Source organism: Rhodococcus sp. KB6 (genome assembly GCF_001445685.1).
In the GTDB taxonomy this organism is placed as follows: domain Bacteria; phylum Actinomycetota; class Actinomycetes; order Mycobacteriales; family Mycobacteriaceae; genus Rhodococcus_F; species Rhodococcus_F qingshengii.
In genome coordinates this window covers 368,830-395,785 of sequence record NZ_LNAK01000120.1, presented here as the reverse complement: position 1 = coordinate 395,785, position 26,956 = coordinate 368,830, and the positions used below count along the sequence as shown (strand labels likewise).

General features: G+C 62.9%; 23 protein-coding genes. 13 read left to right on the top strand and 10 right to left on the bottom strand.

All coding sequences use genetic code 11. The annotated features are described in order from the left end of the window. Positions 1-85: 85 nt before the first annotated feature. From ASU23_RS18210 to ASU23_RS18195, 4 genes are all read left to right on the top strand, one after another. The gene (locus ASU23_RS18210; RefSeq protein ID WP_058038412.1) at positions 86-745 is read left to right on the top strand and encodes a response regulator; all 660 of its coding nucleotides are present in this window, start codon (positions 86-88) and stop codon (positions 743-745) included. Next, positions 742-2,436, top strand: a complete 1,695-nt coding sequence (locus tag ASU23_RS18205; RefSeq protein ID WP_058038411.1) for a hypothetical protein — start codon at positions 742-744, stop codon at positions 2,434-2,436. Before ASU23_RS18210 ends, ASU23_RS18205 begins: the two co-directional genes overlap by 4 nt. A 74-nt stretch (positions 2,437-2,510) precedes the next feature. Further along, a complete protein-coding gene (locus ASU23_RS18200) occupies positions 2,511-3,188 on the top strand; it encodes a GAP family protein (RefSeq protein ID WP_003942973.1) in 678 nt (225 codons plus the stop codon). Positions 3,189-3,213: 25 nt separating this feature from the next. Next, positions 3,214-4,788 carry a carboxylesterase/lipase family protein gene (locus tag ASU23_RS18195; RefSeq protein WP_003943103.1) on the top strand — a complete coding sequence of 525 codons (1,575 nt, stop codon included), beginning with the start codon at positions 3,214-3,216 and terminating at the stop codon, positions 4,786-4,788. Between the two features lie 4 nt (positions 4,789-4,792). Here ASU23_RS18195 and ASU23_RS18190 read toward each other — a convergent pair whose 3' ends face one another. Continuing rightward, positions 4,793-6,751 (bottom strand): BTAD domain-containing putative transcriptional regulator, encoded by a 1,959-nt coding sequence (locus ASU23_RS18190; RefSeq protein ID WP_058038410.1) that lies wholly within the window; start codon positions 6,749-6,751, stop codon positions 4,793-4,795. Positions 6,752-6,849: 98 nt separating this feature from the next. On the opposite strand from ASU23_RS18190, the gene ASU23_RS18185 reads away from it, so the two are divergent. After that, positions 6,850-7,728, top strand: coding sequence for an alpha/beta fold hydrolase (locus ASU23_RS18185; protein WP_003942926.1), 879 nt, complete (start codon positions 6,850-6,852; stop codon positions 7,726-7,728). 71 nt (positions 7,729-7,799) lie between these two features. Next, positions 7,800-8,285 carry a hypothetical protein gene (locus ASU23_RS18180; RefSeq protein ID WP_042922885.1) on the top strand — a complete coding sequence of 162 codons (486 nt, stop codon included), beginning with the start codon at positions 7,800-7,802 and terminating at the stop codon, positions 8,283-8,285. 33 nt (positions 8,286-8,318) lie between these two features. On the opposite strand, the gene ASU23_RS18175 is transcribed toward ASU23_RS18180, so the two are convergent. Next, positions 8,319-9,296, bottom strand: a complete 978-nt coding sequence (locus ASU23_RS18175) for an ABC transporter substrate-binding protein (RefSeq protein ID WP_003942949.1) — start codon at positions 9,294-9,296, stop codon at positions 8,319-8,321. 244 nt (positions 9,297-9,540) lie between these two features. Between ASU23_RS18175 and ASU23_RS18170 the strand changes: the two genes are divergently transcribed. Genes ASU23_RS18170 through ASU23_RS18160 form a run of 3 tightly spaced genes read left to right on the top strand, consistent with a single transcriptional unit; the run spans position 9,541 to position 13,439 of the window. Beyond that, positions 9,541-11,094, top strand: a complete 1,554-nt coding sequence (locus ASU23_RS18170; protein WP_003942885.1) for an MBL fold metallo-hydrolase — start codon at positions 9,541-9,543, stop codon at positions 11,092-11,094. Between the two features lie 14 nt (positions 11,095-11,108). Next, positions 11,109-11,774 carry a YoaK family protein gene (locus ASU23_RS18165; RefSeq protein WP_003943143.1) on the top strand — a complete coding sequence of 222 codons (666 nt, stop codon included), beginning with the start codon at positions 11,109-11,111 and terminating at the stop codon, positions 11,772-11,774. A gap of 39 nt (positions 11,775-11,813) precedes the next feature. Beyond that, positions 11,814-13,439 (top strand): sodium:proton antiporter, encoded by a 1,626-nt coding sequence (locus ASU23_RS18160; protein ID WP_054781195.1) that lies wholly within the window; start codon positions 11,814-11,816, stop codon positions 13,437-13,439. On the opposite strand, the gene ASU23_RS18155 is transcribed toward ASU23_RS18160, so the two are convergent. Continuing rightward, positions 13,440-13,877, bottom strand: coding sequence for a DUF2867 domain-containing protein (locus ASU23_RS18155; protein ID WP_058038409.1), 438 nt, complete (start codon positions 13,875-13,877; stop codon positions 13,440-13,442). Between the two features lie 53 nt (positions 13,878-13,930). Here ASU23_RS18155 and ASU23_RS18150 point away from each other — a divergent pair, with 53 nt between their 5' ends. Continuing rightward, positions 13,931-14,503 (top strand): TetR/AcrR family transcriptional regulator, encoded by a 573-nt coding sequence (locus tag ASU23_RS18150; protein WP_050654987.1) that lies wholly within the window; start codon positions 13,931-13,933, stop codon positions 14,501-14,503. Positions 14,504-14,682: 179 nt separating this feature from the next. Then, positions 14,683-14,811, top strand: coding sequence for a hypothetical protein (locus ASU23_RS35115; protein ID WP_003943237.1), 129 nt, complete (start codon positions 14,683-14,685; stop codon positions 14,809-14,811). A gap of 61 nt (positions 14,812-14,872) precedes the next feature. Here the strand turns inward: ASU23_RS35115 and ASU23_RS18145 are convergent, their stop codons facing one another. Next, positions 14,873-15,757, bottom strand: coding sequence for an SDR family oxidoreductase (locus ASU23_RS18145; protein ID WP_058038408.1), 885 nt, complete (start codon positions 15,755-15,757; stop codon positions 14,873-14,875). 56 nt (positions 15,758-15,813) lie between these two features. Between ASU23_RS18145 and ASU23_RS18140 the strand changes: the two genes are divergently transcribed. Beyond that, positions 15,814-16,140: a helix-turn-helix domain-containing protein gene (locus ASU23_RS18140; protein ID WP_007730275.1), complete on the top strand. Its 327-nt coding sequence runs from the start codon at positions 15,814-15,816 to the stop codon at positions 16,138-16,140. 8 nt (positions 16,141-16,148) lie between these two features. Here the strand turns inward: ASU23_RS18140 and ASU23_RS18135 are convergent, their stop codons facing one another. The 6 genes from ASU23_RS18135 to ASU23_RS18110 all read right to left on the bottom strand — a co-directional run bounded on the left by ASU23_RS18135 (position 16,149) and on the right by ASU23_RS18110 (position 26,196). Beyond that, positions 16,149-17,210 (bottom strand): alpha/beta hydrolase, encoded by a 1,062-nt coding sequence (locus tag ASU23_RS18135; protein WP_082661428.1) that lies wholly within the window; start codon positions 17,208-17,210, stop codon positions 16,149-16,151. 83 nt (positions 17,211-17,293) lie between these two features. Then, complete coding sequence (locus ASU23_RS18130) at positions 17,294-18,763, bottom strand: cellulase family glycosylhydrolase (protein ID WP_058038483.1); 1,470 nt, start codon at positions 18,761-18,763, stop codon at positions 17,294-17,296. Positions 18,764-18,843: 80 nt separating this feature from the next. Then, positions 18,844-20,967: a phosphocholine-specific phospholipase C gene (locus ASU23_RS18125; protein WP_058038407.1), complete on the bottom strand. Its 2,124-nt coding sequence runs from the start codon at positions 20,965-20,967 to the stop codon at positions 18,844-18,846. A gap of 104 nt (positions 20,968-21,071) precedes the next feature. Then, positions 21,072-22,817, bottom strand: a complete 1,746-nt coding sequence (locus ASU23_RS18120; RefSeq protein WP_228401465.1) for an Ig-like domain-containing protein — start codon at positions 22,815-22,817, stop codon at positions 21,072-21,074. 29 nt (positions 22,818-22,846) lie between these two features. Next, positions 22,847-23,989 (bottom strand): Ig-like domain-containing protein, encoded by a 1,143-nt coding sequence (locus ASU23_RS18115; RefSeq protein ID WP_030536192.1) that lies wholly within the window; start codon positions 23,987-23,989, stop codon positions 22,847-22,849. Positions 23,990-24,258: 269 nt separating this feature from the next. Continuing rightward, positions 24,259-26,196, bottom strand: a complete 1,938-nt coding sequence (locus ASU23_RS18110) for an O-acetyl-ADP-ribose deacetylase (protein WP_058038405.1) — start codon at positions 26,194-26,196, stop codon at positions 24,259-24,261. Between the two features lie 78 nt (positions 26,197-26,274). Here ASU23_RS18110 and ASU23_RS18105 point away from each other — a divergent pair, with 78 nt between their 5' ends. Then, entirely contained in the window at positions 26,275-26,955 is a 681-nt protein-coding gene (locus ASU23_RS18105) for an NUDIX hydrolase (protein WP_058038404.1), read from the top strand. Position 26,956: the final 1 nt, after the last annotated feature.

The following is a 26,956-nucleotide window of genomic DNA, read 5'->3' as shown; positions in this document are numbered from 1 at the left end:
CGTGGTTGATAACTGCTGTGTTACTCGGAATCCGTCACCACCTGCTCGGTCGAATACGCACTCTCCCAACGGTTAATCTCTGGTCATGGAGACCAGCCAGTGGGTGCGACGGGTGTTGGTGGTGGAAGACCAACCACTGATGCGTGCGCTCGTCGGTGACACGCTCACACACGCCGGGTTCGTGGTCCATACGGCCGGATCGGCGGTCGAAGCGCTCACGGAGTTCGACGGATTCGATCCTGACCTCTTGGTCACGGACATCGACCTTGGCGTGCGGCCGAACGGCGTCGATCTCGCGAACATCGTCACCGTGAAGGCTCCGCATTGCGCGATCGTGTTCCTGACGAACTACCCCAACGCATCGACAGCGCCAGGTTCTGCGGGTGTGCCGCCGAAATCGCTGTTCGTGGACAAGGCGGCTGTCCAGTCGGCGGATCAGTTGATCGGCGTAGTGGAGGCCGCGTTGACGGAAACCGAGCCACCGGCGCTCGGGAGTGATCCGGACTCCGCCTTGTCGAGCCTCACCAGATCACAGCTCGATCTTCTGCGTTACATCTCGCTCGGGTGGTCGAACAGCGCAATCGCAGCGCATCGTGGGTCCTCGATCCGAGGTGTGGAGAAGCTCATCGCGCGCACTCTCGAGAGCCTGGGATTGACGCACGATTCGTCCACCAATCCGCGAGTGCTTGCTGCGAGTATCTTCATCCGCCATTTCGGTGTGCCCGAAGTGACCGACTCGGTGTGAACCCGCGCGAGTGGTGGCTTCGACTCGGTGATCGGAACATCGTCACCAAGTGGTCCTGGATTCTGACGCTGCCGTTCGCGGTGACCGTGATGGCCAACTACTACCTGTGTACCGGGGTGCGCGAAGTAGGCGTGATGGCAGTCGGCGCCTTCGCGACCCACTGCGTCGTCGGGCTGATGCTGCTGATGGCGAGGGCTGTTCTTGCAGCACACCGATCGCAGCTCGCAGCCCTGGCCCTGTTCGCAGTGATCGGCGCGATCCGCCCGTTCGTCCTCGACGCGATCACCCGCTCGCTCGAACTCCCCGTCGACCCCAGACCGATGCTCGTCCGTGTGGGACTCAACGTCGTGTGCAGCGTTGTCTTCTTGTCGTTGACCGCCGTACTGGTAAGCGCTCTCCGTGACCGCCTCGCGCTGCAACGGAGTTTGAAGGTTGCCGGGGCCGCCGTCCAACTCCAACAGACCCGGGATCGATTCCGCCTCGGCCAAACCCGTGCGCAGTGTCGGCGAGAGCTCGAGCGCAGTATCGAGACGGTCATGCACGCGGTTGCTGAAACGGAACTCGAGGGAGTGCGAGGAGCAGCTCTCTTGAAGCGAATCTCCGACGACGTGGTTCGCCCGATGAGTCATCGACTGTTCCGGGAGATTCCCCCGATCGAATCACCGACGCCGACTGTGCGGCTGACGGCGAGAGATCGACTGATCGGCGTCGTACGCAGCGTTGAACCGGCGCCACTGTACGTACCGGTGTTCGCGTACACGGCACTGGTGACCGTCTACCTGCTCACGACTTACGGCGTGACGTTCACGGCGGTCCAGCTCGGCGTCGGTTTCTGGCTCTTCGTCGGTGGCAATGCGTGCGCTCGCCGAGTTGTCAGCAGCGGAGACGGCCCTCTGAGACGGATCGCGACTCTTTCTGCGGTGTACTGCTCGAGTGCGCTGATCAGCAGTACCGCGACGTGGCTGCTCCTGACGGTGTTCGGCCGTACCCCGACTTTCTATCTCTCGTCGATGGCCGTCTACCCGTTGGTTGCGCTGTCCGTCTGCCTGATCAGGGCTGCGGATACGCAGCGTCAGGACGAGGAGCGTCAACTCCGCAGTGCCCTGAGCCGGCAAGCGCTCGATGCAGCTCGTATCCATGCCGAGCTCATGCACACCCGACGTGGACTGGCCAGGTTGTTGCACTCGTCGGTGCAGGGCGAACTCGTAGCGGCCGCATGGTCTTCGGGCGCCGTTGCCGGTCGCCCAGTCGATGTTGCGGCAACCATTGCCCACATTCTCGACGGCTTGGAAAGCGACCTGACTGCGTCATCCGATCAGCCGGCTGACTCCGATGCCCGAAAGCGTATCGATGATCTTGTCACGGTGTGGCGCTACGCAATTCCGGTCGTCAGTCACGTCGACGACGAAGTCTGGGCGGTGATCGGTTCCGGCTCCGCTCGGCTCGACAGCGTGGTGGAGATCCTGTCGGAGGGACTGACCAACGCCGTGAAACACGGTGCAGGAGGGCCCGTCTTCCTCGAGGTGACACTCGCCGATGCTCGGGCGGTAGTAGTGCGGATCAGCTCGCCGGGTCGGATGCCGGTGGCACGGGACTCAGGGATCGGGCTTGAATCGCTCGCCGGTACGGTAACGTCCCTCGAACTTGTCGAAGAGGAAGACCGTGTGGTCCTCACAGCCGTGCTTCTGTGACACCGTGAGTGGCGATGTCGTGGAGGCCGAACGTTTCGCCAATGGCCGGATTGGCCGCTTGTACGGTCGCAGAAATGGAATCGATTACTGCGCAGCTCATCCCACTCGCCACCGGCGTCGTCATCAGCCCGATTCCTCTGGTTGCGATCATCGCGATCCTGCTGTCCACTCGGGCGAAGGCAAATGCATTCGCGTACACCGCGAGCATCGTGCTGGCCGCGGCAGCGATTACAGCAGCGACGGCACTCTCGACCACCGGAGTGGAATCGAAGTCCAGTGGCAGCGCGCATACCGTCCAGACGGTGTTCGCCGTCGTGTTCACTGTCGGTTTTCTGGCGCTCGCGTACTCGAGTTGGCGTGGCCGTCCGAAAGACGATGCCGAGCCGGCGATGCCGTCGTGGCTGGCGCAGATCGACTCGATGCAACCGGCCAAAGCTGCGGTTCTGGGACTGTTGTTGACCGTACCCAACGCGAAGAACCTGCCGCTCGAACTCAAGGCAGGTTCGATCATCGGTGGCGGGCACCTCGGCTGGGTATCAGTGGTCGCGTACTCCGTTCTGTTCGCGGTAGCGGCGTCCATCGCCTTGATCGTGCTGTCAGCATTGGCTGCCGTGCCCTCGGCGAAGGTGACCGATGCACTGAGCGCCACCAAAAGCACTCTGATCCGCCACAATGCGGCAATCATGACCGTTTTGTTCCTGATGCTGGCAGCATTGGAACTCTCGCACGTTGTCGAAGCCCTGTCGAAGTAGCAACTTGTTTTCGAGGAGAAATCGAATGACGATCACACCCAGCGAAGCGCCGGTAGTCGAGACAACGTACGGGCCGGTTCGAGGATCGACGAAAGGCTCGGTGTCGAGTTGGAAGGGGATTCGTTACGCGGCACCTCCGGTCGGTGCGCTGCGATTTCGCGCGCCGGTTCCGCCGCAGCCGTGGACCGAGGTCCAGGACGCAACAGAATTCGGACCGTGTGAGCCGCAAAGTCGGCTCGCGATGATCCCGCTCGGTGAGAACGTTCCGATGGACGAAGACTGCCTGTTCCTCAACGTGTGGGCACCGGGCCCCGTCGGTTCTGATGCGCCGGGTAAACCGGTGATGGTCTGGATTCACGGCGGAGCGTATTTCCGCGGAGCGTCCAGCCAACCACTTTTCGACGCAACCACATTGGCTGAGAACGGCGACGTTGTCGTCGTCTCGATCAACTACCGCATCGGTGTGTTCGGCTTCGTCGATTTCTCGTCCTTCAATTCGAGTGAACATACCTTCGAGCCCAATGTCGCTCTCCGCGACATGATTGCAGCGCTGCAATGGGTTCAAGGCAACATCGCGGCTTTCGGTGGCGATCCCGACAAAGTGACGTTGTTCGGCGAGTCGGCAGGTGGCGGCGCGGTGACGACGCTGATGACCGTCCCGTCCGCTCGCGGCCTGTTTCATCGCGCTATTGCCGAAAGTTCGCCCGCCACTTCGGTGTACGGTAGTGAACGTGGTGAGATCGTCGCGAAGCTGTTTCTCGAGATCTTCAGCGGCGGAAGCGATCTGGGTCTGTTGCGGTCCACGTCTGCCGAAGACTTGATCGGGCCGTCAGACGAACTGTTTGCTCGCGTCCCCCAGGAGACGCCTGGCACTTTGGCGTTCGCGCCGATCGTCGACGGTGATCTGCTCCCTGACTACCCGGTGCGCGCGTTCCGTCACGGCAATGCACACCCGATTCCGCTGATCATCGGAACCAACAAGGACGAATCTTCGCTCTTCCGGATGATGAAGTCGCCGTTGATGCCGATCGATCCCGTCGTGATCACGTCGATGTTCGCGGAGATCGCCGACGAGCATCCAGGACTCGAGCTACCGGATCATTCTCAAATCGAAGGCGCGTATTCGGGACTGTCCAAGCTGGGCGCCGGTCTCGGTTTGACCCGTGATTTCGGATTCCGGCTGCCTACGTTGTGGATCGCCGAGGCGCACAGCAAGGTTGCGCCGACGTGGTTGTATCGCTTCGACTACGCGCCGCCGATGCTCAAGGCGCTGAAGATCGGTGCGACCCACGGCACCGAACTTGCCTACGTCTTCGGCAACATCAACCACGGGGCACGAGACATTACCTACAAGTTGGGTGGCTTGAGCGCGGCGCGTCATGTCTCTGAGCGCATGCAGGCGAGGTGGTTGGACTTTGCCAGAGCTGCAGGCGATTACGACGCCGGGGACGATCGCGAACTGGGTGCGGACCCGGGGTGGCCCACTTACGACACCGACACACGCTCGACACTGTTGATCGACAAACGCGATGCCGTCGTCGCTGATCTCGACCGCGAGATCCGGGAGGCGTGGGGTGAGACGGTGATTGCATTCACCTGACGGTTCAGCCCTGCTCCAATTCGGCCAGGTAGTGCGAGACGGGTCCCACGGTGAGCATTCCGCTTCCGGCGCCGGCTATTTCGGCGGCGGCAGGTAGGAGCGCCGCTCGCGCACGCTCCTTGACTCGACGGTCGCCGACTGCAGTCGCCGCTGCGGCAGTCAAGCACCACAGTGCCTCGGAGAGTAGGTCTTCGGGCGGGTCCGGCAATGCCTCGACGGCCTTCGCTGCTTCGTTCGTCTGCCCCTGTGCGATGAGCAGGTGTGGCCGGGCCCAGGATTCGTAGGGGCCCCACTGCGTGGTCGGGTCGAAAATCGCCGGCAGTCCCCGCCATACGCGGAGGGCGAGAATTGCGAGAGGGAGTATGCCGTCCGCGAGACCCGGCATGCCGGCATCGGAAAGATTGACCGCCGCAGCTTCGTACAGCTTCTCGCAGTGCGCGGCCTCCGCGCCGGCAGCGGCAGTACGCATAGCGCGAAACCAGGTGGTGAACACCGCTGCCAACGGGCGTTCGTGACGTCCGGCCAATCGATCAACCGTCTCGGAATGTAGCTCGGCTGCATCGAATTGCCCAAGGGCGCTGAGGGCTTGCATGCGGATCAGATGGCCGAGGATCTCGAAGGTAGCCAGGCCGTGTCGAATGGCGAGGTCGACCAGTTCACGGCCGATGTCGTCGCGCTCGGAGGCCAGACCGTTAGTCCAGAACGTCTGCATGAACAATCCGTTCAGAGCGAAGGCCAGGAGCCCTGGATCGTCGAGAGCGCGACCGATCTGTACTGCGGCACGGGCACATTCGAGACCGTGATGACCGGGCAGTCCGCGCGATTCGAGTGCGATTGTCGCCAACAGTCTCGCCCGAGCGGGTTCGTTGCCGGCCGGAAGTCGATCGAGAGTGCGCTGAGCGGTCTCGACGATCTGCGTAGCCTGCCGAGGATCGTCGGATCGCGTCCAGATCCCGGGCACGTCGTAATTGCCGATGATCCGCGCGGTGAGTTCGACGTCGTCCAATTGTTCAGCGGCGCCGATGATTGTCAGTCGTTGGTTTCGGGCAGTCTCGAGTCCGCTTCCGCCCGCAACTGCCAAACTTCGGAGGAGGCCGACGGTTGACTCCAATCTCGATTTCGATCCTGCCGCTACGGTCCGGTCGTACGCTGCCGAAACCTGACTGAAGATCTGTTCTGCCCCTACAGGATCCAGGCGGGTTTCCCGGCGGAGAATGTCGGACTCGAGGTCGTTCAGTCGTGGACCAGGGTCGATGCCCAACTCTTCGGCGAGTAACTTCCGTGCGCGACGTAGGACTGCCAGAGCATCGCCTTGACGATCGGACCGGTACAGCGCCAGAGCGAGTAGTCGCCAACCCTCCTCGCGCCAAGGGTGTTCCGTCACGTGGGCATCCAGATCGGGAATCGCTTCGGCAGCTCGCCCGAGATCGAGCTGCGCGGATGCCAAGCGTTCGACGGCAGTCAGACGCAGTTCCTCCAAGCGTGATCGCTCCGTTCGGGCCCAAGGCTCGTCGGCGAACTCCGCGTAGGCCGGCCCTCTCCACAGCTGCAGCGCGGTTCGGAGCAGTTCGAGTGATTGCGCCGGCGTCGAATCTGCGGCTTCTCGCACCAGTCTTTCGAATTCCCAAGCGTCGACCGCGTCGGGTGCTGCATGAAAGGCGTAACCGGGCCCTTCGGTGACAATGACTTTCGGCTTCTTTCGCGGCGCGCGATCCGGTTCGAGCACACGCCTCAATGCGGAAACGAACGTACGTATTGCGCTGGTAGCGCCGGACGGAGGATCGACCCAGAGGTCGTCGACAATCACGTCCACGGGAACAACACGGCCGCGGGCGACGACGAGACGAGCGAGGACCGCTCGGTGTCGTGGACCCTTCAGATCGATCTGGTGTGAAGACTCGTTCCACGCGACCACGGGTCCGAGCACTCCGAAAGCCGGGGCTTCAAATGTGTGGTCTCGCATTTCCCCACGCTATCGCGCTCATCGAACGCTCATCGACTGCGGCGAAGCTGATTGCCATCACCCCGACCTGCCATCACCCCGACTAACGAGAGCGATCGATGACTATCACCATTCCAGGCTTCGACTACCAGCAGATTTCCACAGCAGACGGAGTGCGGCTCAACGTCGCGGTCGGCGGAAGCGGAACACCACTCGTCCTTCTGCACGGCTTCCCTCAGACTCACCTCATGTGGCGTCACGTAGCCACTGCCTTGGCGTCGGATCACACCGTCATCTGCCCGGATCTCCGCGGATACGGAGCCAGCGACAAACCGGTCGAGGAAAACCCGGACACCTACTCCAAACGAACAATGGCTGCCGACATCGTCGAGGTGGCGAGGAAATTGGGACACGAGAAGTTCGCCCTCGTCGGCCACGATCGTGGCGCACTGGTTGCCGTCAGAGCGGGGCTGGATCATCCGGATGTGATCACGCAACTCGGCTCGCTGGACGTGCTCCCCACCCTGGATATGTGGGACATCCTGCATGGATCGAATGCTGCTGTGGCGTTCCATCTCTATCTCATGGCTCAGCCACCTGGTCTTCCCGAGCAGATGATCAGCGCCAGCGCCGACGCGTTCTTCGAGTACTTTCTCGACGTGTGGACGCAGAACCGCGAAGCGATTCCGGTAGACGTGCGGGCGGAATACCTGCGCGCCTCACGGGAGGCGGTGCCGTCGATCGTTGCCGATTACCGGGCGTCGGCAGGCATCGACATCGAACACGATCAGTCCGATCGGGAGGCGGGCAACCAACTGCACATGCCGGTCACGGTCATTCAGCAGGACTGGGGCTCGATGCTCGGCTACGACGCCGAGGCCCTGTGGAAAGCGTGGGCGCCCGATCTCGAGCACCGCACGCTGTCCGCAGGTCACTTCATGGCAGAAGAGGCGCCTGCCGAAGTGGTCGAGGCGATCCGGACCCTACTCGAGAGGTAGTTTTGACGCTTCTCGGCTGTCGAGGTACTGGCGAGCGCATCACGTGCGTCGCGAATGGACGAGGGGGATCGATGGGTTTCTCGCTGCACTTCATGCGGGTGACGAAGGACGTGCAACTCGATGTTGATCGGGCGGCGGTCGCCGCTTTCCTCGATCAGCACGGGCTGCGCGTGGTCGAGAGCCCGTACGGAGGCGAGATCGTCGACCGTGACGACAGGGCATTGACGATCGACGGGGCCTTCTCCGACCTTCATCTCGACTCGCTCGAGCAGAGCGATCCACTCAGTGGTGGAATCTTCCACGCGACGCTGTCGCCTGCCGAGTGCGCGTTCGTCTACGACCTCTGCGCGGCGGCTGGGTTCCTGATCGTCAACCCTCAGGGTGACCCGACGTTTCTCGTTCCCCAGCGCAATCACGAGCCCGACGACGTTTCCGAGTTGGAGGACGTCGTCTGGGTCGACAGCGCCGAGGAACTGGCGCGGGCGCTCACCGGTGGTTTCCAAGCGTTCCGCGAGTTTCGGGACCGTGTGACAGGACGAGCCGCCGGTGCCGAATGATCGGGGCCCCGTCGGGTCGACGAAGGTCGGGTTCTACCGCTTGACCCCGGCCGCCAAGTCGTCGACGAGAACCTTGGCGGTCAAGGCGTATCCCGCGGCCTTGTAGTAGTCGAAGGGAATCACTCGACCAGCCTGCGCGGCGGGCAGACGCTGCCACGTCGGCGAGGTGTACACGCTGCCGGAGGCGCTGCGATCCAAGGCGAAGATGACGTCGGCTTCTTCGAGACGGTTGAACTGCTCCGATCCGAGCATCACGCGAAGGTCGGGGCCTTCACGGAGCACCTCGAATCCCAGGTCCTCGGCGACGGCGGTGCGGAAATCGTTCTGGAACCACGCGATCTGATCCTCCGCGGCGGCGACGAAGGCAACCTTCTTGCCGGCCATCAGCGGTTCGACGGTCGGGCGGACCTGAGCTACATGGGCGTCGTACTCGGCGAGTACTTCTTCGGCGCGATCGCTGCGCCCGATGCCGGTGAGGAAGTCCGACATGACCTTCCGCCACTCCGGGGTGAAGTCCTTGCCGACGGGCAGGACCGGTGCGATCTGCTGCATCCGGTCGTTGCCGTACGACCCGGTGTCCCACCAGCCGGCGCTGAGGACGAGAAGGTCGGCGCCGAGAGTCGAGATGTATTCGAAGTTGGGATCGGAAGCACCTTCGGCGAAGATCTCGACACCCGTGGCATCCGGGACCTCACGGCGCAGGTGTTCGGCTGCGCCGGTCGGGTAGGCGGTCACCGGGTATCCGGCGAGGATCGACAATTCGAGGCCGTCCCGCGGATCGAGGGCAACGACGTTCTGTGGGTCCGTCGGAATGATCAGCTTCTCGTCGCCGCGCGTGAACTCGAAGGTCTCCGCGTTCTCGGGCGTCGAACTTTCCGTGCTGCCGCAGGCGGCGAGAAACGCGGCCGCAGCGACGCCCGCGCCGACGCCGAAGAAACCGCGTCGCGTCAGGTTGTCCACGATCGCCCAGTAGTCGCGATCGGTCGTGGAGGGAGAAAGGAGTCGAGTCATGCTTGTTAGGTTAGCCTTAGGGGCTGTCTTCGGGAATGCTGAAACAGCTCCCGCGAACGCCAAGAAATACGGCGAACACGCCAGCACAGAGAGTGTTGTCCGCGTCACCGGCAGGTCTGATTCACAACCCACTTTCGACCTCTGACGTGCATGACGTCACAACCGGCCGCCTCCTCGATCGCGATTTGGCCCTGATCGCGCCGACTATGCTGAGTTGACCAGCAGTACGATTTCGGAGGTTGCAATGCAGATCACCAGCGTCGGCCACGCAGGATTTCACATCCAGACCGAGGCCGGATCCATCCTGTGTGATCCATGGGTGACCCCGACGTATTTTGCGTCCTGGGTTCCGTTCCCCGACAACACAGAGTTGGACTGGGACGCGCTGGGCAACTGCGACTACCTCTACGTCTCGCACCTGCACAAGGACCACTTCGATCCGAAGAATCTGATCGCGCACGTCAACAAGGACGCCACAGTCCTGCTCCCCGATTACCCGGTGCCGGACCTCAAGCGTGAACTCGAGAAGCTCGGCTTCCACAAGTTCTTCGAGACGGAAGACTCCGTCAAGCACACCGTCAGCGGTCCCAAGGGCGATCTCGACATCATGATCATCGCTCTGCGCGCTCCCGCGGACGGTCCGATCGGTGACTCGGGCCTCGTCGTCTCGGACGGGGAAACCACCTGTTTCAACATGAACGACGCCAGGCCCGTCGATCTGGACCCGCTGACCGACGCCTTCGGGAAGGTCGACATCCATCTGCTGCAGTACTCGGGCGCGATCTGGTACCCGATGGTCTACGACATCCCGAAGGGCACCAAGCGCAACTTCGGCAAGCAGAAGCGTCAGCGCGGCATGGACCGCTGCCGCAACTACATCTCCCAGGTCGACGCTGCCTGGGTTGTTCCGTCGGCCGGCCCGCCGGTCTTCCTCGACGACGACCTGCGTTACCTCAACGACGATCACGGCGACGAGGGAAACATCTTCCCCGACCAGATCACGTTCCTCGAGCAGATGCGCATCAACGGCAACGATCGTGGTCTGCTGATGATCCCCGGCTCGGCCGTCGAACTTCGCGGAAGCGAGAAGGTCGCGCTGACGCATCCCATCCCGGACGCAGACGTCGACAAGATCTTCTCCAACAAGGCCGAGTACATCGAGAAGATGGCGCAGAAGATGGCACCGGTCATCGCCGCGCAGAAGGCCACGTGGGCTCCGGCCGAAGGCGAGCCGCTGCTCGACGGTCTCAAGGCCAAGTTCGAGCCGATCATGGCTCAGTCCGATCTGATCTGCGACGGAATCGGCTACCCCGTCGGACTCGTGATGGGAGAGGAGACGGTCGTCCTCGACTTCCCGAAGCGGATCGTTCGTGAGCCCATCGACGGAGAAGGTAAGTACCGCTACGGCTTCCGCATCGCTCCCGAACTGGTTCGCACCGTTCTGCGCGACGACGAGCCCGACTGGGTCAACACCATCTTCCTGTCGACACGCTTCACGGCGTGGCGCATCGGTGGGTACAACGAATTCCTCTACACGTTCTTCAAGTGCCTCACCGACGAGCGCATCGCGTACGCCGACGGCTGGTTCGCCGAGGCCCACGACGACAGCGCGTCTATCGAGTTGGGCGGGTACGAGATTCAGCGTCGTTGCCCCCACCTCAAGGCTGACCTGTCGAAGTTCGGTGTTGTCGACGGCACCAACCTCACCTGCGATCTGCACGGCTGGCAGTGGGATCTCGAGACCGGCCGCTGCAAGACGTCCAAGGGCCACGAGCTGCGCACCAGCAAGCTGAGCTGAACCGAGCTCGTCGGGTGACGGGATACAGCAGGTCGCTGATCGGCCTGGCGACAGCGCTCGCCGGGTTGGCCGGTTACGTCGACGCGCTCGGATTCATCACGCTCGGTGGGCCTTTCGTTTCGTTCATGAGCGGCAACATGACGCAGGCGAGCGTCGCATTTGCCGACGGGGTGTGGTCGACCGCGAGAGTTGCCGGCGGAATCATCGTGCTCTTCCTCCTGGGAATCGCGCTGGGAACCGTCGTCACCCACTTCACGGAGCGCTATTCGGTCCGGGCTCGCAAGGTCACGGTGCTCGCGGTTGTAGCCGGGCTGCTGTCCATCGGTTCGGTGATGAGCAGCCTCGACGTCACCCCCGGCGCGATCTCGGCGATGGCCTTGGCGATGGGAGCCGTCAACTCGGTGTTCCAGCGCGACGGCGAGGTGACGATCGGTGTCACGTACATGACCGGTGCGCTGGTCAAGATGGGCCAGCGTCTGACCGGAGCCTTTCTGGGTGGCCCGAAGTGGGCGTGGCTGCAGCACTTCGGGATGTGCGCGGGGTTGATCGCGGGCGCGGTGGTCGGTGCGCTCGTTCATCGGTGGATCGGTCTTCACGCTCTGTGGCCCGCATCGGCGTTCACGGTTGTTCTGATCGCCGTTGCCTGGCAGGTCTCGCCCCCGTCTCCGGCAAAGGTGTAGAAAGAGCCAGACACAAATCCGGGGGTACAGGGGGACGCAGTGGACGCTCTGATCATCGTGGTGCTCGGTCTGCTCGGAATCGTCGCGGCCTCGACGCTCGGAGCGCGGATCGGAGTCGCAGCACCGTTGATTCTGGTGATGGCCGGGATCGTTGTCAGCCTCTTACCATTTGTCCCAGCAGTGGACATCGACCCGGAATGGATTCTGGCAGGCGTGCTTCCGCCACTGCTGTACTCCGCCTCGGTCTCGATGCCGTCGATGGAGTTTCGGCGTGAGTTCGGTGCCATCGGTGGGCTTTCCGTTCTGCTCGTGGTCGTGAGTGCGCTTGTTCTCGGTGTGTTCTTCTCCTGGGTGATACCAGGACTCGGTATCTGGTGGGGCATTGCACTCGGTGCGATCGTGAGCCCGACGGATGCCGTCGCGACGTCCATCGTCAAGAAACTCCCGGTCTCGCCGCGGGTGGTGTCGATCCTCGAAGGCGAAAGCCTGCTCAACGACGCCACCGCTCTGGTTCTGTTGCGTACTGCCATCGCCGGGGCCGCCGCATCGGTGTCGCTGTGGAGTGTGTTGGGCAAGTTCGCTTTTGCCGTCGTCGTGGCCGCGGTCATCGGAGTTGTCGTCGGCAAGGTCAACCTGATGGTTCGCGCCCGTGTCACCGATTCGACGGTCAACACGGTCATCTCGTTCACGGTGCCGTTTCTGGCGGCGATCCCCGCCGAAGAGTTGGGTGCGTCAGGGTTGGTTGCTGCCGTCGTGGCCGGGCTCGTCACCGGCTACGACGCTCCTCGGAAGCTGTCACCGCGTCATCGGTTGTCCGACTCCCAGAACTGGCGCACAGTCGAATTGGTCCTCGAAGGTGCGATCTTCCTGGTGATGGGCCTCGAACTCTCGTCGATAGTCGACGATGTCCGGGTCGACCACGAGGGCATATCCACGGCGGTCTTCGTGGCGGCGGGTGCACTGTTCCTCACGATCTTGGTGCGGGCTCTGTACGTGGCCCCGCTCCTGCGAGCGCTCCAAGCGCGGGCGAATTTTCGTGAACGCATGAAACCCAGACTCTCCGACATCGCGAATCGCCTCGACAATCCCGAGGATTACCCGCCAGACGAACGACGCAGCAGGCGCCGGGCACCTTCGGCGAATCAGATGGAAAGGTTCAAGGTTCGGGTTCGGCGGACGGTTGCCGATATCGACTACTACCTTGCTGCGCCGTTGGGATGGCGTGAAGGCACGATCGTCATCTGGGCCGGCATGCGCGGGGCGGTCACTCTGGCTGCAGCGCAGACTCTGCCGGAAGACACCCCGAGTCGATCGCTCCTGATCTTGGTTGCGTTCCTGGTGGCAGCAGGCTCGTTGATCCTTCAGGGAGGAACGTTGAAGCGCGTCGTAGTGGCGACCGGTCCGGCCTCGCAGGATCTCACCGAATCCGAACTAGACGAGCATCGCAGGTTGCTCGACCTCCTCGAAGATGCTGCTGCGAGTGTCGTTCCGCCAGAGGGTCGGTCGAAGAAGAGGATCCGCCTCGACGTGATCGACGCGCAGCGTCAGGCACTGCTCGACGCACGTGACGATGGCGTGTTCGACGCACGGATGCTCGGATCGGCACTTGCCGCGCTGGATGCCGATCAGATCAGCCTCGAACTCAAGGGCGGTCCGGACGGTTGATCACGTGCACAGTCTCTTTCGAGCGGACGTCATCATTGCCCGCGTGATCACGCCGTGCAGTACCTGAACGGGTGCGAAGTAGATTCGGCCCGCGCGGTTCTTCAGCTCCACGGCGGTGACGACGTGCAGGAGGCCGGCGTCGTTGTCGGCCTGAACCGAGGCGACGAATCGTAGGTGTTTCTCGTCCGCTTCGATGAGGGCCTCGCCGTCGGCGATCTTGTCGACGGCAAAGGTGTCGGGGCGTCCCTTGGCGATGCCGAGCAGTCCGACTATCCGCTCCCTGAGCCAGAACATCGCGAGGACGGGTGCGGGGACTTTCCTGACGTCGAAGACTGCCTGCGCCCACTCCTCGGATGTATGGGTCGGAACAGACGGGATGGTGATCGTGGTGGCTTCTGCCCAGTCCGGTGCAGGCATTGCCTTGAAAGCGAGTGTCATTTCGTCCTCCGTACGGTGCCGTATGGAACTTACCCATACGGTACCGTACGGAGGTGACGAATGCCCGCGCCCGACTCTCTCGTGACCAGTGGATCGATGCAGCTTTCCAGGCTCTGACAAGCCATGGGCCTGATGCAGTTGCAGTGGAAAAGGTGGCGCGCACGCTCGGATCGACCAAGGGTTCCTTTTATTGGCACTTCGCCAACCGCGACGAATTGCTGCAAGCTGCGCTCGGCCGGTGGGAAGTTTTGGCAACCGAGAGACTGATCTCCTCCGTCGAGTCCTCTGGTGAACCGGCGGAGGTGAGGTTGCGTCGTCTGGTGGATTCGGTCACGACCGGATTGGCCGGTCGCCGTGCGGAGTTGGAACTGCTTGCCGGGATCGGCCATCCTTTGGTTTCGGCGGCGGTTCGACGTGTCACCGAGCGTCGAGTTACCTACATCGTGACGTTGTTGGTCGATCTGGGGATGGACAGGCAGAAAGCGGAACATCGTGGCGTACTTGCCTATTCGATGTACCTGGGGCAGATGCAATTGGTACACAGTGCGCCCGATGTGGTTCCTGGCAGCGGTGCGGACGCTCAGGCGCTCGCCGACGAGTTCGTGAATATGGTTCTGGCCAGGTAAGTCCGCCGTCGAACGCAGCGTGATCTGCGCATCACCCTGCGCTTTCAGGTGAGGGACCACACATTGCGCGTAACCCATAGTTACAGATACTTTGAGGTCAGCTGAAGTGGGGTGCCGGATATGTCGACATTTCCCGGAGGCGCAAAACCGTTTCACGACAGGAAGAAAGGTGACTCACCATGAGCGTTGTGCTTATTTCGTTGCTGGTCGCCGCTGGACTCACCGTGCTGGCCACCAGTGACGGTGCCGGTCTGGACTTCGGGAGTCGGCAGCTGAACCGCCAGTTGAAGACCCGCACGCACCGGTAACCCCGGAAATCGGCCGGCTCCACGCGATACTTCGCGGAGCCGGCCGATTGCGTTGCTCCGGTCAGTTCACTCCGAGATCTACCAGCCAGGCCCGGGTGCTGCGGGCGACGATGCCCAAGGCAACGGCAGAACCCGTCGCGGAGTCGAACGCGACGCTGTCGGCAGATTCGAGTCCCGTGTAGAGCTGGGAAACCCCGGCTGCTGCGCCCCCTCCGATGATCGGCGCAATCGACGCACCGAAGGCATCGGGCGTCACGGCTTCGAAAGTTACCGCGCGCGAGAAGTGTTCGGCGAATGCCTCGGCCAGTTCGATGCCGGTGATCGCCGGAATCTGTCCGATGTCGACCGCGTCCGGTGCTACGTCGAGAGTCAGGGCCGCAACGGCTGCATCAGCGACGTCGAGATGTGAACTCCATGCGACCGCGAGATCGGCACGCAGTGGGTAACGCAGGACCCCTTCGTCTTTCACCCCCGACAGCACGGTGGGCAGAAGAAGATTCTCGAGGAACAAACGCGGGGTCAGGACGGTCACCGCGATACCTTCGGCGCGGAGTCCGTCGACGAGCTCGGAGAGAACGGGTGTGTTGGGACCGGCAAGCGGCGAAGTAGCGTCGCGGGTCACCGTGCCGCTGGTAGAGATCACGAACCGCGAAGGACCTGTCACTCTTGCTGCTGCCAGAACGTTGTGGGCGTAACCAGCTAGCGTCTCGGTGTCACCGGCGAGTGGCAGGTGGAAGAACACCCCGTCTACCCCGCGATAAGCGTCGGCGAGAGAGTCGACTGACGCATTGTCCGCGACGACGGTGTTCGCACCCTCGAACGTCTGGTCGGGGTTGCGGGTGATTGCTCGGACTTCGGCACCTGTCGATCCGGCGAGAGCCGCGACCAATCCCGCGAGAACGGGAGAACCCTGTGCGCCGGTGGCGCCATGCACTGTGTAAGTCATGACGCCTATAATTCAGATTGGGAACCAGTTACTTCAAGTGAACTAATGGGGAATCGATGAGTGAATCAGGTCACGAGCTTCCGGAGTGCGGCGTCGCGCGCTTTCTGCTGGTTCTGGACGGACCGTGGGCAACGCTGATCGTTCGTGAGCTCACGCACGGCCCGATGCGCTTCACGGAACTACGACGCGCATTGCCCGGCATCAGTCCCAGGACACTGTCCGCCAGACTCAAGCGATTCGAGGAGTTCGATCTGGTGACCCGGACTGCCTACGCCGAGGTGCCGCCGCGAGTGGAGTACGAACTCACCGCGACGGGGATGGAACTGCGCTCCGTGCTCGAAGCGATGGTCGAGTGGGCGGATCTGGCACTCCCCGTTTCGTGACCCTGCCCTCAGTGCGGGCCCGAAAGTCCAACCCGCAGAGCGCCGCAGGCCTCGAACATCGCATCTTGACCGGTATGGCCGACACCGGTGGTGTTGACGAAGGCATGGATCAATCCACTGTGACGCCTGAGTGCAACCGGGACTCCGGCCTCTCGCAGCCGGTTCGCGTATTCCTCACCCTCGTCGCGTAGTGGGTCGAAACCGGCGACGGCAACGTACGCGGGCGGTAGGCCGGCCAGGTCCGGAGTGAGCAGCGGTGAGACTCGCGGGTCGAGAGCCGAAGCGCCGCCCGACAGGTAATGGGCTGCATACCAGTCGAGTTGGGCGTCGGTGAGAAAGAAGTCGGTGCCGAACATCTTGTGCGAAGGGCGCTTCGACGAAAGGTCCACCCAGGGGAAGAAGAGCAGTTGGAATACTGGTTTGACGTCGTCTTCGGTCGTGGACTGCGCGACGACGGCAGCCAAGTTCCCACCCGCGCTGTCTCCGCCTACCGCAATGGATTTCGGATCTGCACCCAGCTCTGTGGCATGCTCGACGCAGTACCGGAATGCGGCGACGGCGTCATCGACCCCGGCGGGGAACGGGAACTCCGGTGCTAACCGGTAGTCCACCGACAACACACTGACCTCGCCGTGGCGGGCCAGGAAGCGGCACACACTGTCGCCGCTCTCGAGGCTGCCGAGGACGAACCCGCCGCCGTGGAAGTACACCAAAAGTGGAGCGGGCGTTGAGACTCCGGCCGGGCGATACAGCCGAGCCGGAATCGCGTGATCCCCGGCCGGGATCTCGAGGTCACGTACCGTCTCGATGTCGATGGGCGTACCGCCGAACAGTCGCGATTCGGCGTCGATCTGAGCCCGTCCCTCTTCGACCGGAAGATGCTCGAAGCTCGTACCTTCGACCGCTGAGAGCAATCTCAGCGCAAGCTGGATCTCGGGGTGCAGAGTCTGCCCGTCGATCTCCTTCGGCTTGCCACCGAGAATGCGCTGCGCGCCGGTCGGTAAGGCGCCGACGACATCGAGCAGCACCCGCGCAACACGATCTTGGACAGACATCTTCTCCGTGGACATACTCGCCTTCCGTCGGCTGATCACCCGTCGCTTGTACGTTACGAAAGAACTGGACAAATATCCAGGAATCTCGACGCCCGCGATCAGCTTGCCGGCGTCACCGTGACTGTGACGGGGCCCGCGTCGTCCGCGGTTTCCACTGTGAGAAGACGGCTTTGGGGGTTCCAGTTCACGATGTCGGCGCCCGCGACGTCGACGCCGCCGGGAAAGCCGCTTTCGGGTAGGTAGATCTCGGTCGGTGCCGTTACCGCGGGGTTCGGGGTGAACGTCAGCTGAAGGCGGTCAACGGTCGAGGACCATTCGGTGGGTGTGCCCGCGACGGCTCGCGGATACGGCTTGTTCAGGGTGTCGACGAGGAGTGTCTGCGATCCGTCCGGCAGGTACGGGCCCCAAGGACCTGGATCACTGGACCAGTAGGAGACACCCGCGCCGAGTTCTCGGGCGGTCGTGTAGACGCGGTCGATGTAGTCGGTTGCGCCGGGCAGTGTTGTGTCGAGCCCGAATTCGCCGAGAATGATCGGAACGCCGCCGAGTACGTTGCCTGCGATGTGTTCGACGCTGTCGCGCCAGGTGTCGATGGTCGCGTCGGTGAGTGTGCGTGAGAGGCCGGAGTATCCGTCACCGAGGTCGAGGGGCAGCGGGTACAGGTGTGGGCAGTAGGCGATTCGCTGTTCGCCGGCTCGTGGGTCGTTGATCTTCGTGAGCCCGCTGGGGACACCTTGGTTGACGCCGACGGCCTGCGGGGCCACACACACCCAGCTGTCCTGATCAACTTCCCTGATGGCGTTGGTGGTTCGCTGATACAAGGCAGCGAGGGGCCCACCTTCGAAGGCGGGGCCTTGGAGGGAACCGCCCCACGGCTCGTTCATCAGGTCGTATGCCACGACGGTGTCATTGCCTGCAAAACGTTCGGCCACCGCCTGCCAGGCGTTCGCGTAGTGCTCGACCAGTTCGGGATGTTGGCCGGTGGTGTTCCAGAAGTTGTCGAATGCACGCATCACACCGGGTTGGACGTAGTACAGCTCCCACCGGTCTTGAGGGCTGACCGGAAGGCCGTCCATGTAGGTCGCCCAGGCCGGCGCGCCGTTGCCGATGTTGCCGGCGCCGTTGCCACTGTTGCCCTCTGGTGTGATCGCGCCGGAGTAGACGTCCTGATGCATGTCGAGCATGACCTTGTAGCCGCGCTCGGCGTACCAGCTGACTCGGTCCTCGACGCGGTCCAGATATTCCTGGTCGTACTGTCCCGGCTCTGGCTCCACCGAACGCCAGGAGATCAGGAAACGCACGAAATTTGTTCCCATGTCGGCATGTTCGCGCTCGAGATCGGCTTCGGTGAACTTCGGCATGCCGTCGGGTGCGCTCTTTGCGCTCGACGCCGTGTTGAACCCTCGCAGGATCAAGGAGCGCCCGGCGTCGTCGGTCAGGTACGACGGTGGCACCGACGTGCCATCGGCGCTCCCCGACGTGGGCAGGCTGCCCTGAGCCGCGGCAATTCCGCCGCCCAGTATCAGTGAGCCCGCGACTATCAGTGCTGAGAGCGGGATACGACGCACGGAAACTCCTTCTGGGTGTGTGGATGGATTGACTTGTCCGAATGGGGATTCGGCCCTGGGCTTGAACGCTCGGTGTCGATTCACGTCGGTTGGCTTACGCTGGTCCGCCCGTTTTCGATGTGTCCGACGAGCACGCGCTTGAATTCAGGATCTTCGTCGACCGTCACGGCGGCCTGATACCAGCCGTCCACCGAACGCACCGTCCACCGAGAGTGTGCACCGGCAGCGAGTTTGCGTCGGTTTCCGTCCACATTGACCGTCAGTGCACGACTTCCGGAATTGGTCGCCGTCAGTACAAGCGTGCGCGTCCCTGCGTCGACAGTTGTCGAGACGTCGAGCGAGGCTGCCGCACTGTCTGTAGCTCCGCTGAACTCGCGCCTGAAACCGTTGGGACCCAACAGGGTCAGGCTGTAGACGCGATCACTGAGCGCAACGGTGTCATCGACCTCACCCAGGAGGTCGTAATGCCGTGGCTCGTCGAACTCACCTGCGTACGGGTACAAGGCCAGGTGAGTTGATGCGGCACCGGCATTGACCAGATGGACCGTCAACGAGTCGGTTTCCGGGTTCACCGTCGTGTAGGCGTCGGGCTGATAGGGAAGGGCCCGTGCTGGTCGAGTGCCGCTTTCCTGCAGGGGCATTCTCTGTTCGGTGGGTGGGGTCGGTGTCCACCGTGGTTCCAGAGGCGGAGTGGGCTGCGGGCGCGCCAAAGTCGGTCGGCTACGCGGGTTGGCGAAGTCGAACGCCGACGTCAGGTCGCCACTCACCGTGCGTCGCCACGGGTCGATTTCCGGCTGCGTGATTCCGAACCGCTTCTCCAGGAATTGCGTGACGGACGTGTGGTCGAACACTTGTGAACAAACGAAACCGCCAACAGTCCACGGCGAGATGATCGTCATCGGCACCCTCGGGCCGAGGCCGAGCGGCTGATTGCCGACCCATTCGGTTTCGACCGAGCGCGGTGGTCGAGGTGGCGGTACATGGTCGAAGTACCCGTCGTTCTCGTCGAAGTTGACGATCACGGCCGTCTTCGCCCACAGATCGGGATCGGAGGCGACGGCGTCGAGCACTTGATAGAGCAGTGTTGCGCTCGCCGCAGGTGAGGAACCCGATGGATGCTCCGAATCCACCTCGGACGGAACGAGATAACTGACTTGCGGCAGTCGGCCCGACTCGACGTCCTTCCTGAACTCGGCGGCCAGTGTGCCGGGCCGGGATCGGTACAGTGCGCGATCGTAGAGTTGGCGATCAGCAGGCGACAGTTGGTCTGCAGCATTCTCGAGGGCCAGTACCGCTGCGTCCTGGACCGGCGCCGGCATCGACGGCAGGGCGAGATAGAACCCGGCCAAGGTCTGCAGTTCGTAGGGGAGCAGGCTTGGCCGGCCAAGCAGCCCTGCCGCCACTTTCTTGAAGGCAGTGAAGTATTCGAGGTTGTTGTCTCCGAAGTTGTCCCACTCCTGGTAGGTCTTCCAGGAAATGCCGGCGGACTGCAACCGCTCGGGAACCGTCGTCCATCCGTAGCCGGCGTGCCAGGGGTTGTAGGCCGCATTGGTTACAGCTCTTCCCTCGGGGCCGGGCGGATCCGAAGGCAGGACCGACTCGGTCGGATTAGGCGAAAGTGGCTCGTATCCGGTGTATCCAGAGACCCAATAGTTCCGGTTGGGGCTCGTCGATGTCGGTACGGAGCAGTGGTAGGCGTCGCAGATCGTGAACGCGTCCGCCAGTTCGTAATGGAACGGGATGTCTTGCCGGTCGTAGTACGCCATTGTCGTACTGGTTTTTGCCGCGATCCAACCGTCGTGCCAGCCGTCGGCGAGTGCGGCATGTCCGCCCGCCCAGCTGTGGTCGAGTCCGGTCACGTTCTGGGTGTCCATGCGTTGTGCCGCAGCGGAATCGCGGATGGGGAAGGGGAGCACAGGACCGGTAGGACCGGGTTGTTCGAAGACACTGTTGCCGCTGCGTAGACGCAACGCATTCGGATCACCGAAGCCGCGAACACCCCTCAGCGCGCCGTAGTAGTGGTCGAAAGATCGGTTCTCCTGCATGACGAGGACTACATGCTCGATCGAATCGAGCCCGCCGGAGTTTGCGGGTGTCGCCAGTACACGTTGAAGCGACGGCGGCAGAAGGGAAGTAGCGGCGACTGCAGTTGCACCGACCCCGGCGGCGAGAAACGACCGTCGAGAAAGAGAATTCCTGGACACTTGTGCTCCATCGATAAATCAATCAGTTCTATGACCACGGCCGCGACATGCTGCTGCCGCTGCTCCGAATCGGTGCAGCGGCAACAGTGTCGAGAAGAATTCGATCAGGAACCGAAGAGACCGCCCAGTGAACCGAGGCTGCCCGAACCGCCGTTCCCGCCGTCGTCAGGCGCAGCAGAAACCTTGACGACGGATTCGTCCGACGCGGACTGTGTGAATCCACTTCGCCCGGCGTATGACGCCTTGATCCGATGATCGCCCGTCGATGCGAAAGTGTGCGTCAGTCGCGCCACTCCATCGACTCCGACGACAACGGGCTGTCCGATGGGTTGGTCGCCGTCGTAGAACTGAACCGAGCCCCCGCCGGGGTTGGGGGTGACCGTCGCGGACAGTTCTGCCGCGACATTCTGCTTGGTCGTCGCGGGAGCTGCCAGTGAGGTCGAGGTGGTGACATCGGACGGTGCGGGATCAGACACGGTGACCGTTTGAGCGGGTGCCATCGACGGCATGAATCCTGTTGCGCCGGAGTAGTAGGCCGAGACGGCATGAGATCCAGCCGAGGTGAAGGCATGTTCCAGAGTGGCTTTGCCGTCAGTGCCCACCGGGACCGGAGCGCCGATATCTGCAGCGCCGTCCTTGAACTGGAGAGTGCCACCGGTGGGTGTCGGCGTGACCTGCGCCCTCAGCGACACCGAAACGCCCGTCTTAGCATCGGTGGGAACGTTCACGGCCGTGTCGGTCTGCTTGACGACAGGTGCGGCAGTCACCGTCACCATCGCCTCGGTCGAGTTGGAACTCTGGAATCCGTTGACGCCCTGGAACGTTGCGGAGACCCGCGCGGTTCCGGCGGTGAAGAAGGTATGCGGTAGCCGGGCAGTGCCGTCGGCGCCCGGAGTGACCGGTGTACCGACGTCGGCGCCGTCCACCCTGAACTGCACGTTTCCGTTGACCGGAGCCGGATCCACCTTTGCGACAAGCTCGGTCGGTGTGCTGGCTTGGATCGAGCCGGGCATCTGGATTGTGGTGGTTGTCGGTTGGCTGACGTAGATGGTGGTCAGGGCCTGCCCACCGGCGTTGAGGCCGGAGTTCCTGTTGTCCCGCGGGGAGCAGTTGTAGCGCTCCCAGTAGTTGACTGTGAAGACATCCTTTTCGCGCTGGACGAATGTGAGCGCATTTCGGTCGTCGTCGTAGTTGGCGGAACCGGGATCGGAAACCCTCAGCGAAGGCTTGATCTCGGTACCGGCCGCACCGGCTTTGACCGTGACGTCGACTGCGGGGAGTCGGAACTTGGTGTTGGCACCGACGATGATGCCGTCACTCGATCGAACTGCGGAGGACGGACCGTTTCCGGTGGTCCGATTCGATCCGGAGATACGCAGGTGCGTACCGGATGCCGATGGATTACCGCCGTCGTCGATCCGTGTGACTGTCGGAGTGGCACTGTCGGATCCGAGGCCGTACGCACTGTCCGCCACAAGCTGGGAACTCACGAATTCGACGCCGGACGGGATGTCGAAGTCGTACTTGATCCGGGCCCAATGTACGACTCCACGGCTGGCATGACCGCCGCTGTTTGCCTTCATCTCGTTCGGCTGCACGCGGTAGGTGACGGTCTCACCTGGTGCCGCGGTGGTCGGCGCGGTGATGGTGACTCCCGAGCCGAGTGTCTCGTTGAACGTGATCGGGCTTGCCACACCGTCCATCTCGCGCACATGGCATGCAGTTGTGAAGGCCACGCTCTTGGTCTCGGGGGCAGCCGAGGCGATCCCGCCGCCGACGATGGAGAACAAGCCGCCGGCCAGTACCGAGACGGTTGCAATCGCAGAGCCGCGTAGGAGTTTCGAGTTCATCGTCGAATCCTGGTTTCTGTTCACAGTTTTCACGACCCGAATCCGGGGGTACCAAGGCTGCCGAGGCTACCGGTGCCAGGCTCGGGCTCGGACGGTTCGACGACGTTGATCGTCACGGCGCCCGACATCGACTCCATGAAACCGGCCGATCCCGTGTAGTACGCCGTGATGTTGTGGTCGCCCGCTGTTGTCATCGTGCGGTTGGCCTTCGCGACGCCGTTGACGACGGCCACCGGAGCGCCGAGGTCGACCCCTCCGTCACGGAACTGCACTGTTCCTCCCGACGGCCACGGAGTGACCGTTGCCGTCAGTTCCACGGAGTCACCGACGACGGCCTTACCGGGTGCGTCGATTCGCGTCTGTGTCTGAGCGAGGCTGGAGTCGACGTTGATCACGGCGAGCGGCCGGCCGCCGGCGTTCAATCCGGCCGAACGATTGTCGCGTGGTGAGCAATTGGTGGTCAGCCAGTATTTGACGCCGCCGAGCAGGGTCTCCTGCTGCAGGAAGGTCAGGTAGTTGGCGGCACTGTCGTAGGAACCCGAGTTGGAGTCGGACACGCGCAGCATGGGCTTGATCTGGGTGCCGACAGCCCCTGACGTGACGGTGACGTCGACTGCCGGGAGCTGGAACGTCTTTCCTCCACCGACCTCGATTCCGCCGCCGCCGTTGTCGTCGGTGTTGGGTCCGTTGCCCGCCGTGATGTTGTTGCCGGAGATACGAAGATGCGTCCCATTCGGATCGGGTGAACCGGCATCGTTCACCCGCGTGATCGTCGGGGCGACCCCACCCAGATTCGAGCTGGTGCCGGCCACGATCTGCGCCCCCACGTAGGAGGTGCCTGCAGGGATGTCGAAATCGAACTTGAGACGCGTCCAGTTCACGACGGACCTGAGGTCGTAACCGTCCTTGGGGACCGTCATCGGCTTGGGCGCGAGGCGGTATGTGAAGGTGGAGTTCGGCGGGACCACGGCCGGCGCACTGATCGTGACGCCGGAATCACGCGTCTCGTTGTGCGTGATCGGTCCGGGGAACTGCCACCCGTGGCACGATGCCGTGAACGGAAGGTCCACATCAGCGGCGGACGAGACTCCGGCTCCGCCGATCACGAGGGCAACGCATCCGGTCAACGACGCGGCCACCCCCACTCCTCGGCGCATCAACGTCGACACCATTCACATTCTCCTTGAGTAGCGCTCGACAAGATCGAGCTCTCGGCTTGAAGCCGGGTCCGGGAACCGGCCTCGAGCTGACAGAGAATCGAATACGTCTCGTCGTTTGCTCACTACCAGCTCAAACCCTGGAGAGGAGTAGAACACAGAGCGAGCCGCAGAATATGCGATTCGGACAAATTGTTGGACAAACGTCCAACCGGTGAAATTTCTCCACTTCTCCGACCGCTCTGCACTGCTTTAACGTGGCGTGAAGTGGGCCCGGTAAACGGTCAGGCGATCGCGCGGCGCATCAGGTCTGCCGTCTCCTTGTTGAATGCGACCAGTGTGACCGTCTCGACCTCGGTCTTCGCCGCGCGAATCGCTGAAACGGCCTGTCGGACGGCATCTTCCTTCGGCCAGCCGTAGACCCCTGCCGAGATCAACGGAAAGGCGACGGTACGGGCGCCGATCGAGTCGGCCACGGCGAGGCTGCGGGTGTATGCCGACCGAAGCAGACCGGAACGATCCTCGGAGCGCGAATACCTCGGGCCGACGGTGTGAATCACGGCCTTGGCGTGCAGCTTTCCGGCGGTGGTGGCTACGGCCGCACCCACCGGCAGGCCGTCGGGAAGGCTGGTGTTGCGCAATACCTCGCAAGCCTTCAGGATCTCCGGTCCCCCGGCACGGTGGATCGCGCCGTCGACACCGCCGCCGCCGAGGAGCCTGGAGTTGGCCGCATTGACGATGGCGTCGACGGTCAGCGTCGTGATGTCACCTTCGACGACTGTAATAGCGGGCATGGATCCTCCTGTGTATCCGACGGCTGTGTGTCCGACGGACGCGTTTCCGACTGCCGTGTTCCAGAGTTCACGCTTCGGGCGAGCCCACGGCATAGCCGAGCGTACGTCGTAGGGATCACGTCCGATCAACATCGAGTATCGCGCTGCAACCGACGGCGTGCGACTGTGCGCCTGAACGCAATGGAGGAGTACGCGCTTTCCCTCGGCCCGCAACGCCTGGACGGTGCGCGCTGCGTCGTCGAGAACGAACTCGAGGTTGGCGTTGGAATCGAGACCGTCGTCGACCAACCAGAACTCGACGTGATCAGGAGCGACCTGTCGTGTTCCCATGCGGCACAGGCTGACCACGGCGTCGTAGTCTGCAGTGGACACCGCATCGACGCCGCCGAGCATGACGCCGTCGTCGTGCGGGTGCGTCGTCAGGTGGTGGGTTCCGCGAAACCTCGAGTAGTCGAGTTCTGCCGTCGACGGCCATCCGTTCTTGTCGTCGGTACCGCCGCGAGCGGTCTTTATTGCCAGGCGAATCAGATCGGAGGAACGGTATCCCGGCCAGCCATGCATGATTCGGCGCCAACGGGCGGGAACCGCCGACGCTCCCCAGCGGGCGCCGAGGAGGCCACCCGCGATGGCCGCCGTCGTGTCGGTGTCCCCGCCGGCTCTTACTGCCGCTTCCAATGCGTACTGGAGGTGGCGAGCATCGCCATTGTCCGTGGAAGTGATTGCCCACCAAGCAGTCTGAAGTGCATGCACCACCCAACCGTTCTTGGAGAAGTCCTGCGGGTTCCCGGTTTCGGCCTGATCGAGCAGCGGGCCCCAGTATTCGGCGACGTCCTGATCGGCAACGGAGAGGAAGCCGCGAACACCGTCGAAGTTGCCGGAGGCAACGGCATGGCGGATGGCATGGGTCCACAACTCGCACGCCTGTCCGGCACGCGGGTCGTCGTGCGTGAGTGAACTGATCCGGTGCGCTGCCGACCTGGCACCTTCTGCATCGTCCAAGTAGGAGAGGGCGACGGGAGCAGTCCGCATGAGCGAGCCGTTGCCGGCCTTGCGGCCGCTGATCGCTCGCGCACAATCCGCCATCGCCGCTGCGCTTTCGGAGCGGACGGACAACACTGCTCGCGTCTGGTTGCCGATGTCCGCGGGCTTCGAGTCGTACCACCGGATGAACTGTGCTGCAATGGCATCGAGACCGTCAGCGCTTCCGATGTCGATTCCGGTAGCGGCCACCTCGGCGATCGCAACTGCCATCGAGGTGTCGTCGGTCCATTCTCCCGGCGCCCAGTCGAACGGGCCGCCACCGATCATGTCGATCGTGACCTCGGCCTTCGGGTAGGTGAATTCGTAGCCGGCGCCGAGCGCGTCTCCTGCTGCGGTGCCGAGCAGAACGCCGGCCGCTCGATCGGACTGCTGTGCGGTGAGTTTCATGGCCACCTCTTCGGTTCGCGATGATCGTTTGATCAACTTTGCGCTAACCATAGATCATGTTTGAGATAACATGCAAGGGTGAATAAATGGACAGGCACGAGCGGTAAGGGATTGACGGACTATCCGCGTCCGTCTGTGGCAGTGGACGTCGCGGTGCTGACGTACAGCGGTGGATCTCTGAAAGTTCTGGTGGTTCGGCACCGTCTCGGTGCGCTGGCGCTACCGGGAACATTTCTGCACGAACGCGAATTGCTCACGGCCGCAGCCGATCGTGCCCTGTCGGTCAAGGCAGAGTTGGCCCAGACGAGCTTCCACCAGTTGGCGATCTTCGACCGACCGGACCGCGACGACCGTGGATGGGTTTTGTCGGTCGCACACACGGCTTGCCTACCGGAATCGGCACTGCCCGATTCGGCGCTTCTCGTCGATGTGTACGACGACGAGGCAGTGAGCGGACTCGCATTCGATCACGCCGACATGGTGCGACTCGCGGTCACGGACCTACGCACGAGGTATGCGTCGTACGTGGATCCGGACGGATTGTCGGGCGGGACGTTCACCGTCGCCGAACTTCGGGGACTCTACGAGGTGATCTTCGATCGTCCGTTCCAGAAGGACAGCTTCCGCCGGCAGGTGTTCGACGCGCTCGAAAGTACCGGCGAGATGAGCAGACCAGGTAACGGCCGACCCGCCGAGACGTACCGGAGGCGGGGTGACGGCGCACTGACTGCGCAGGCAATGGCATTTTTGACCGGATGAA

What these genes read in the sequence shown, in the direction of transcription:
- ASU23_RS18170 (WP_003942885.1), top strand. Translation starts at nt 9,541, where the DNA reads ATGCAGATCACCAGCGTCGGCCACGCAGGATTTCACATCCAGACCGAG.
- ASU23_RS18135 (WP_082661428.1), bottom strand. Translation starts at nt 17,210, where the DNA reads ATGTCCACGGAGAAGATGTCTGTCCAAGATCGTGTTGCGCGGGTGCTG.
- ASU23_RS35115 (WP_003943237.1), top strand. Translation starts at nt 14,683, where the DNA reads ATGAGCGTTGTGCTTATTTCGTTGCTGGTCGCCGCTGGACTCACCGTG.
- ASU23_RS18200 (WP_003942973.1), top strand. Translation starts at nt 2,511, where the DNA reads ATGGAATCGATTACTGCGCAGCTCATCCCACTCGCCACCGGCGTCGTC.
- ASU23_RS18190 (WP_058038410.1), bottom strand. Translation starts at nt 6,751, where the DNA reads ATGCGAGACCACACATTTGAAGCCCCGGCTTTCGGAGTGCTCGGACCC.
- ASU23_RS18110 (WP_058038405.1), bottom strand. Translation starts at nt 26,196, where the DNA reads ATGAAACTCACCGCACAGCAGTCCGATCGAGCGGCCGGCGTTCTGCTC.
- ASU23_RS18140 (WP_007730275.1), top strand. Translation starts at nt 15,814, where the DNA reads ATGAGTGAATCAGGTCACGAGCTTCCGGAGTGCGGCGTCGCGCGCTTT.
- ASU23_RS18115 (WP_030536192.1), bottom strand. Translation starts at nt 23,989, where the DNA reads ATGGTGTCGACGTTGATGCGCCGAGGAGTGGGGGTGGCCGCGTCGTTG.
- ASU23_RS18185 (WP_003942926.1), top strand. Translation starts at nt 6,850, where the DNA reads ATGACTATCACCATTCCAGGCTTCGACTACCAGCAGATTTCCACAGCA.
- ASU23_RS18210 (WP_058038412.1), top strand. Translation starts at nt 86, where the DNA reads ATGGAGACCAGCCAGTGGGTGCGACGGGTGTTGGTGGTGGAAGACCAA.
- ASU23_RS18195 (WP_003943103.1), top strand. Translation starts at nt 3,214, where the DNA reads ATGACGATCACACCCAGCGAAGCGCCGGTAGTCGAGACAACGTACGGG.
- ASU23_RS18175 (WP_003942949.1), bottom strand. Translation starts at nt 9,296, where the DNA reads ATGACTCGACTCCTTTCTCCCTCCACGACCGATCGCGACTACTGGGCG.
- ASU23_RS18155 (WP_058038409.1), bottom strand. Translation starts at nt 13,877, where the DNA reads ATGACACTCGCTTTCAAGGCAATGCCTGCACCGGACTGGGCAGAAGCC.
- ASU23_RS18145 (WP_058038408.1), bottom strand. Translation starts at nt 15,757, where the DNA reads ATGACTTACACAGTGCATGGCGCCACCGGCGCACAGGGTTCTCCCGTT.
- ASU23_RS18180 (WP_042922885.1), top strand. Translation starts at nt 7,800, where the DNA reads ATGGGTTTCTCGCTGCACTTCATGCGGGTGACGAAGGACGTGCAACTC.
- ASU23_RS18120 (WP_228401465.1), bottom strand. Translation starts at nt 22,817, where the DNA reads ATGAACTCGAAACTCCTACGCGGCTCTGCGATTGCAACCGTCTCGGTA.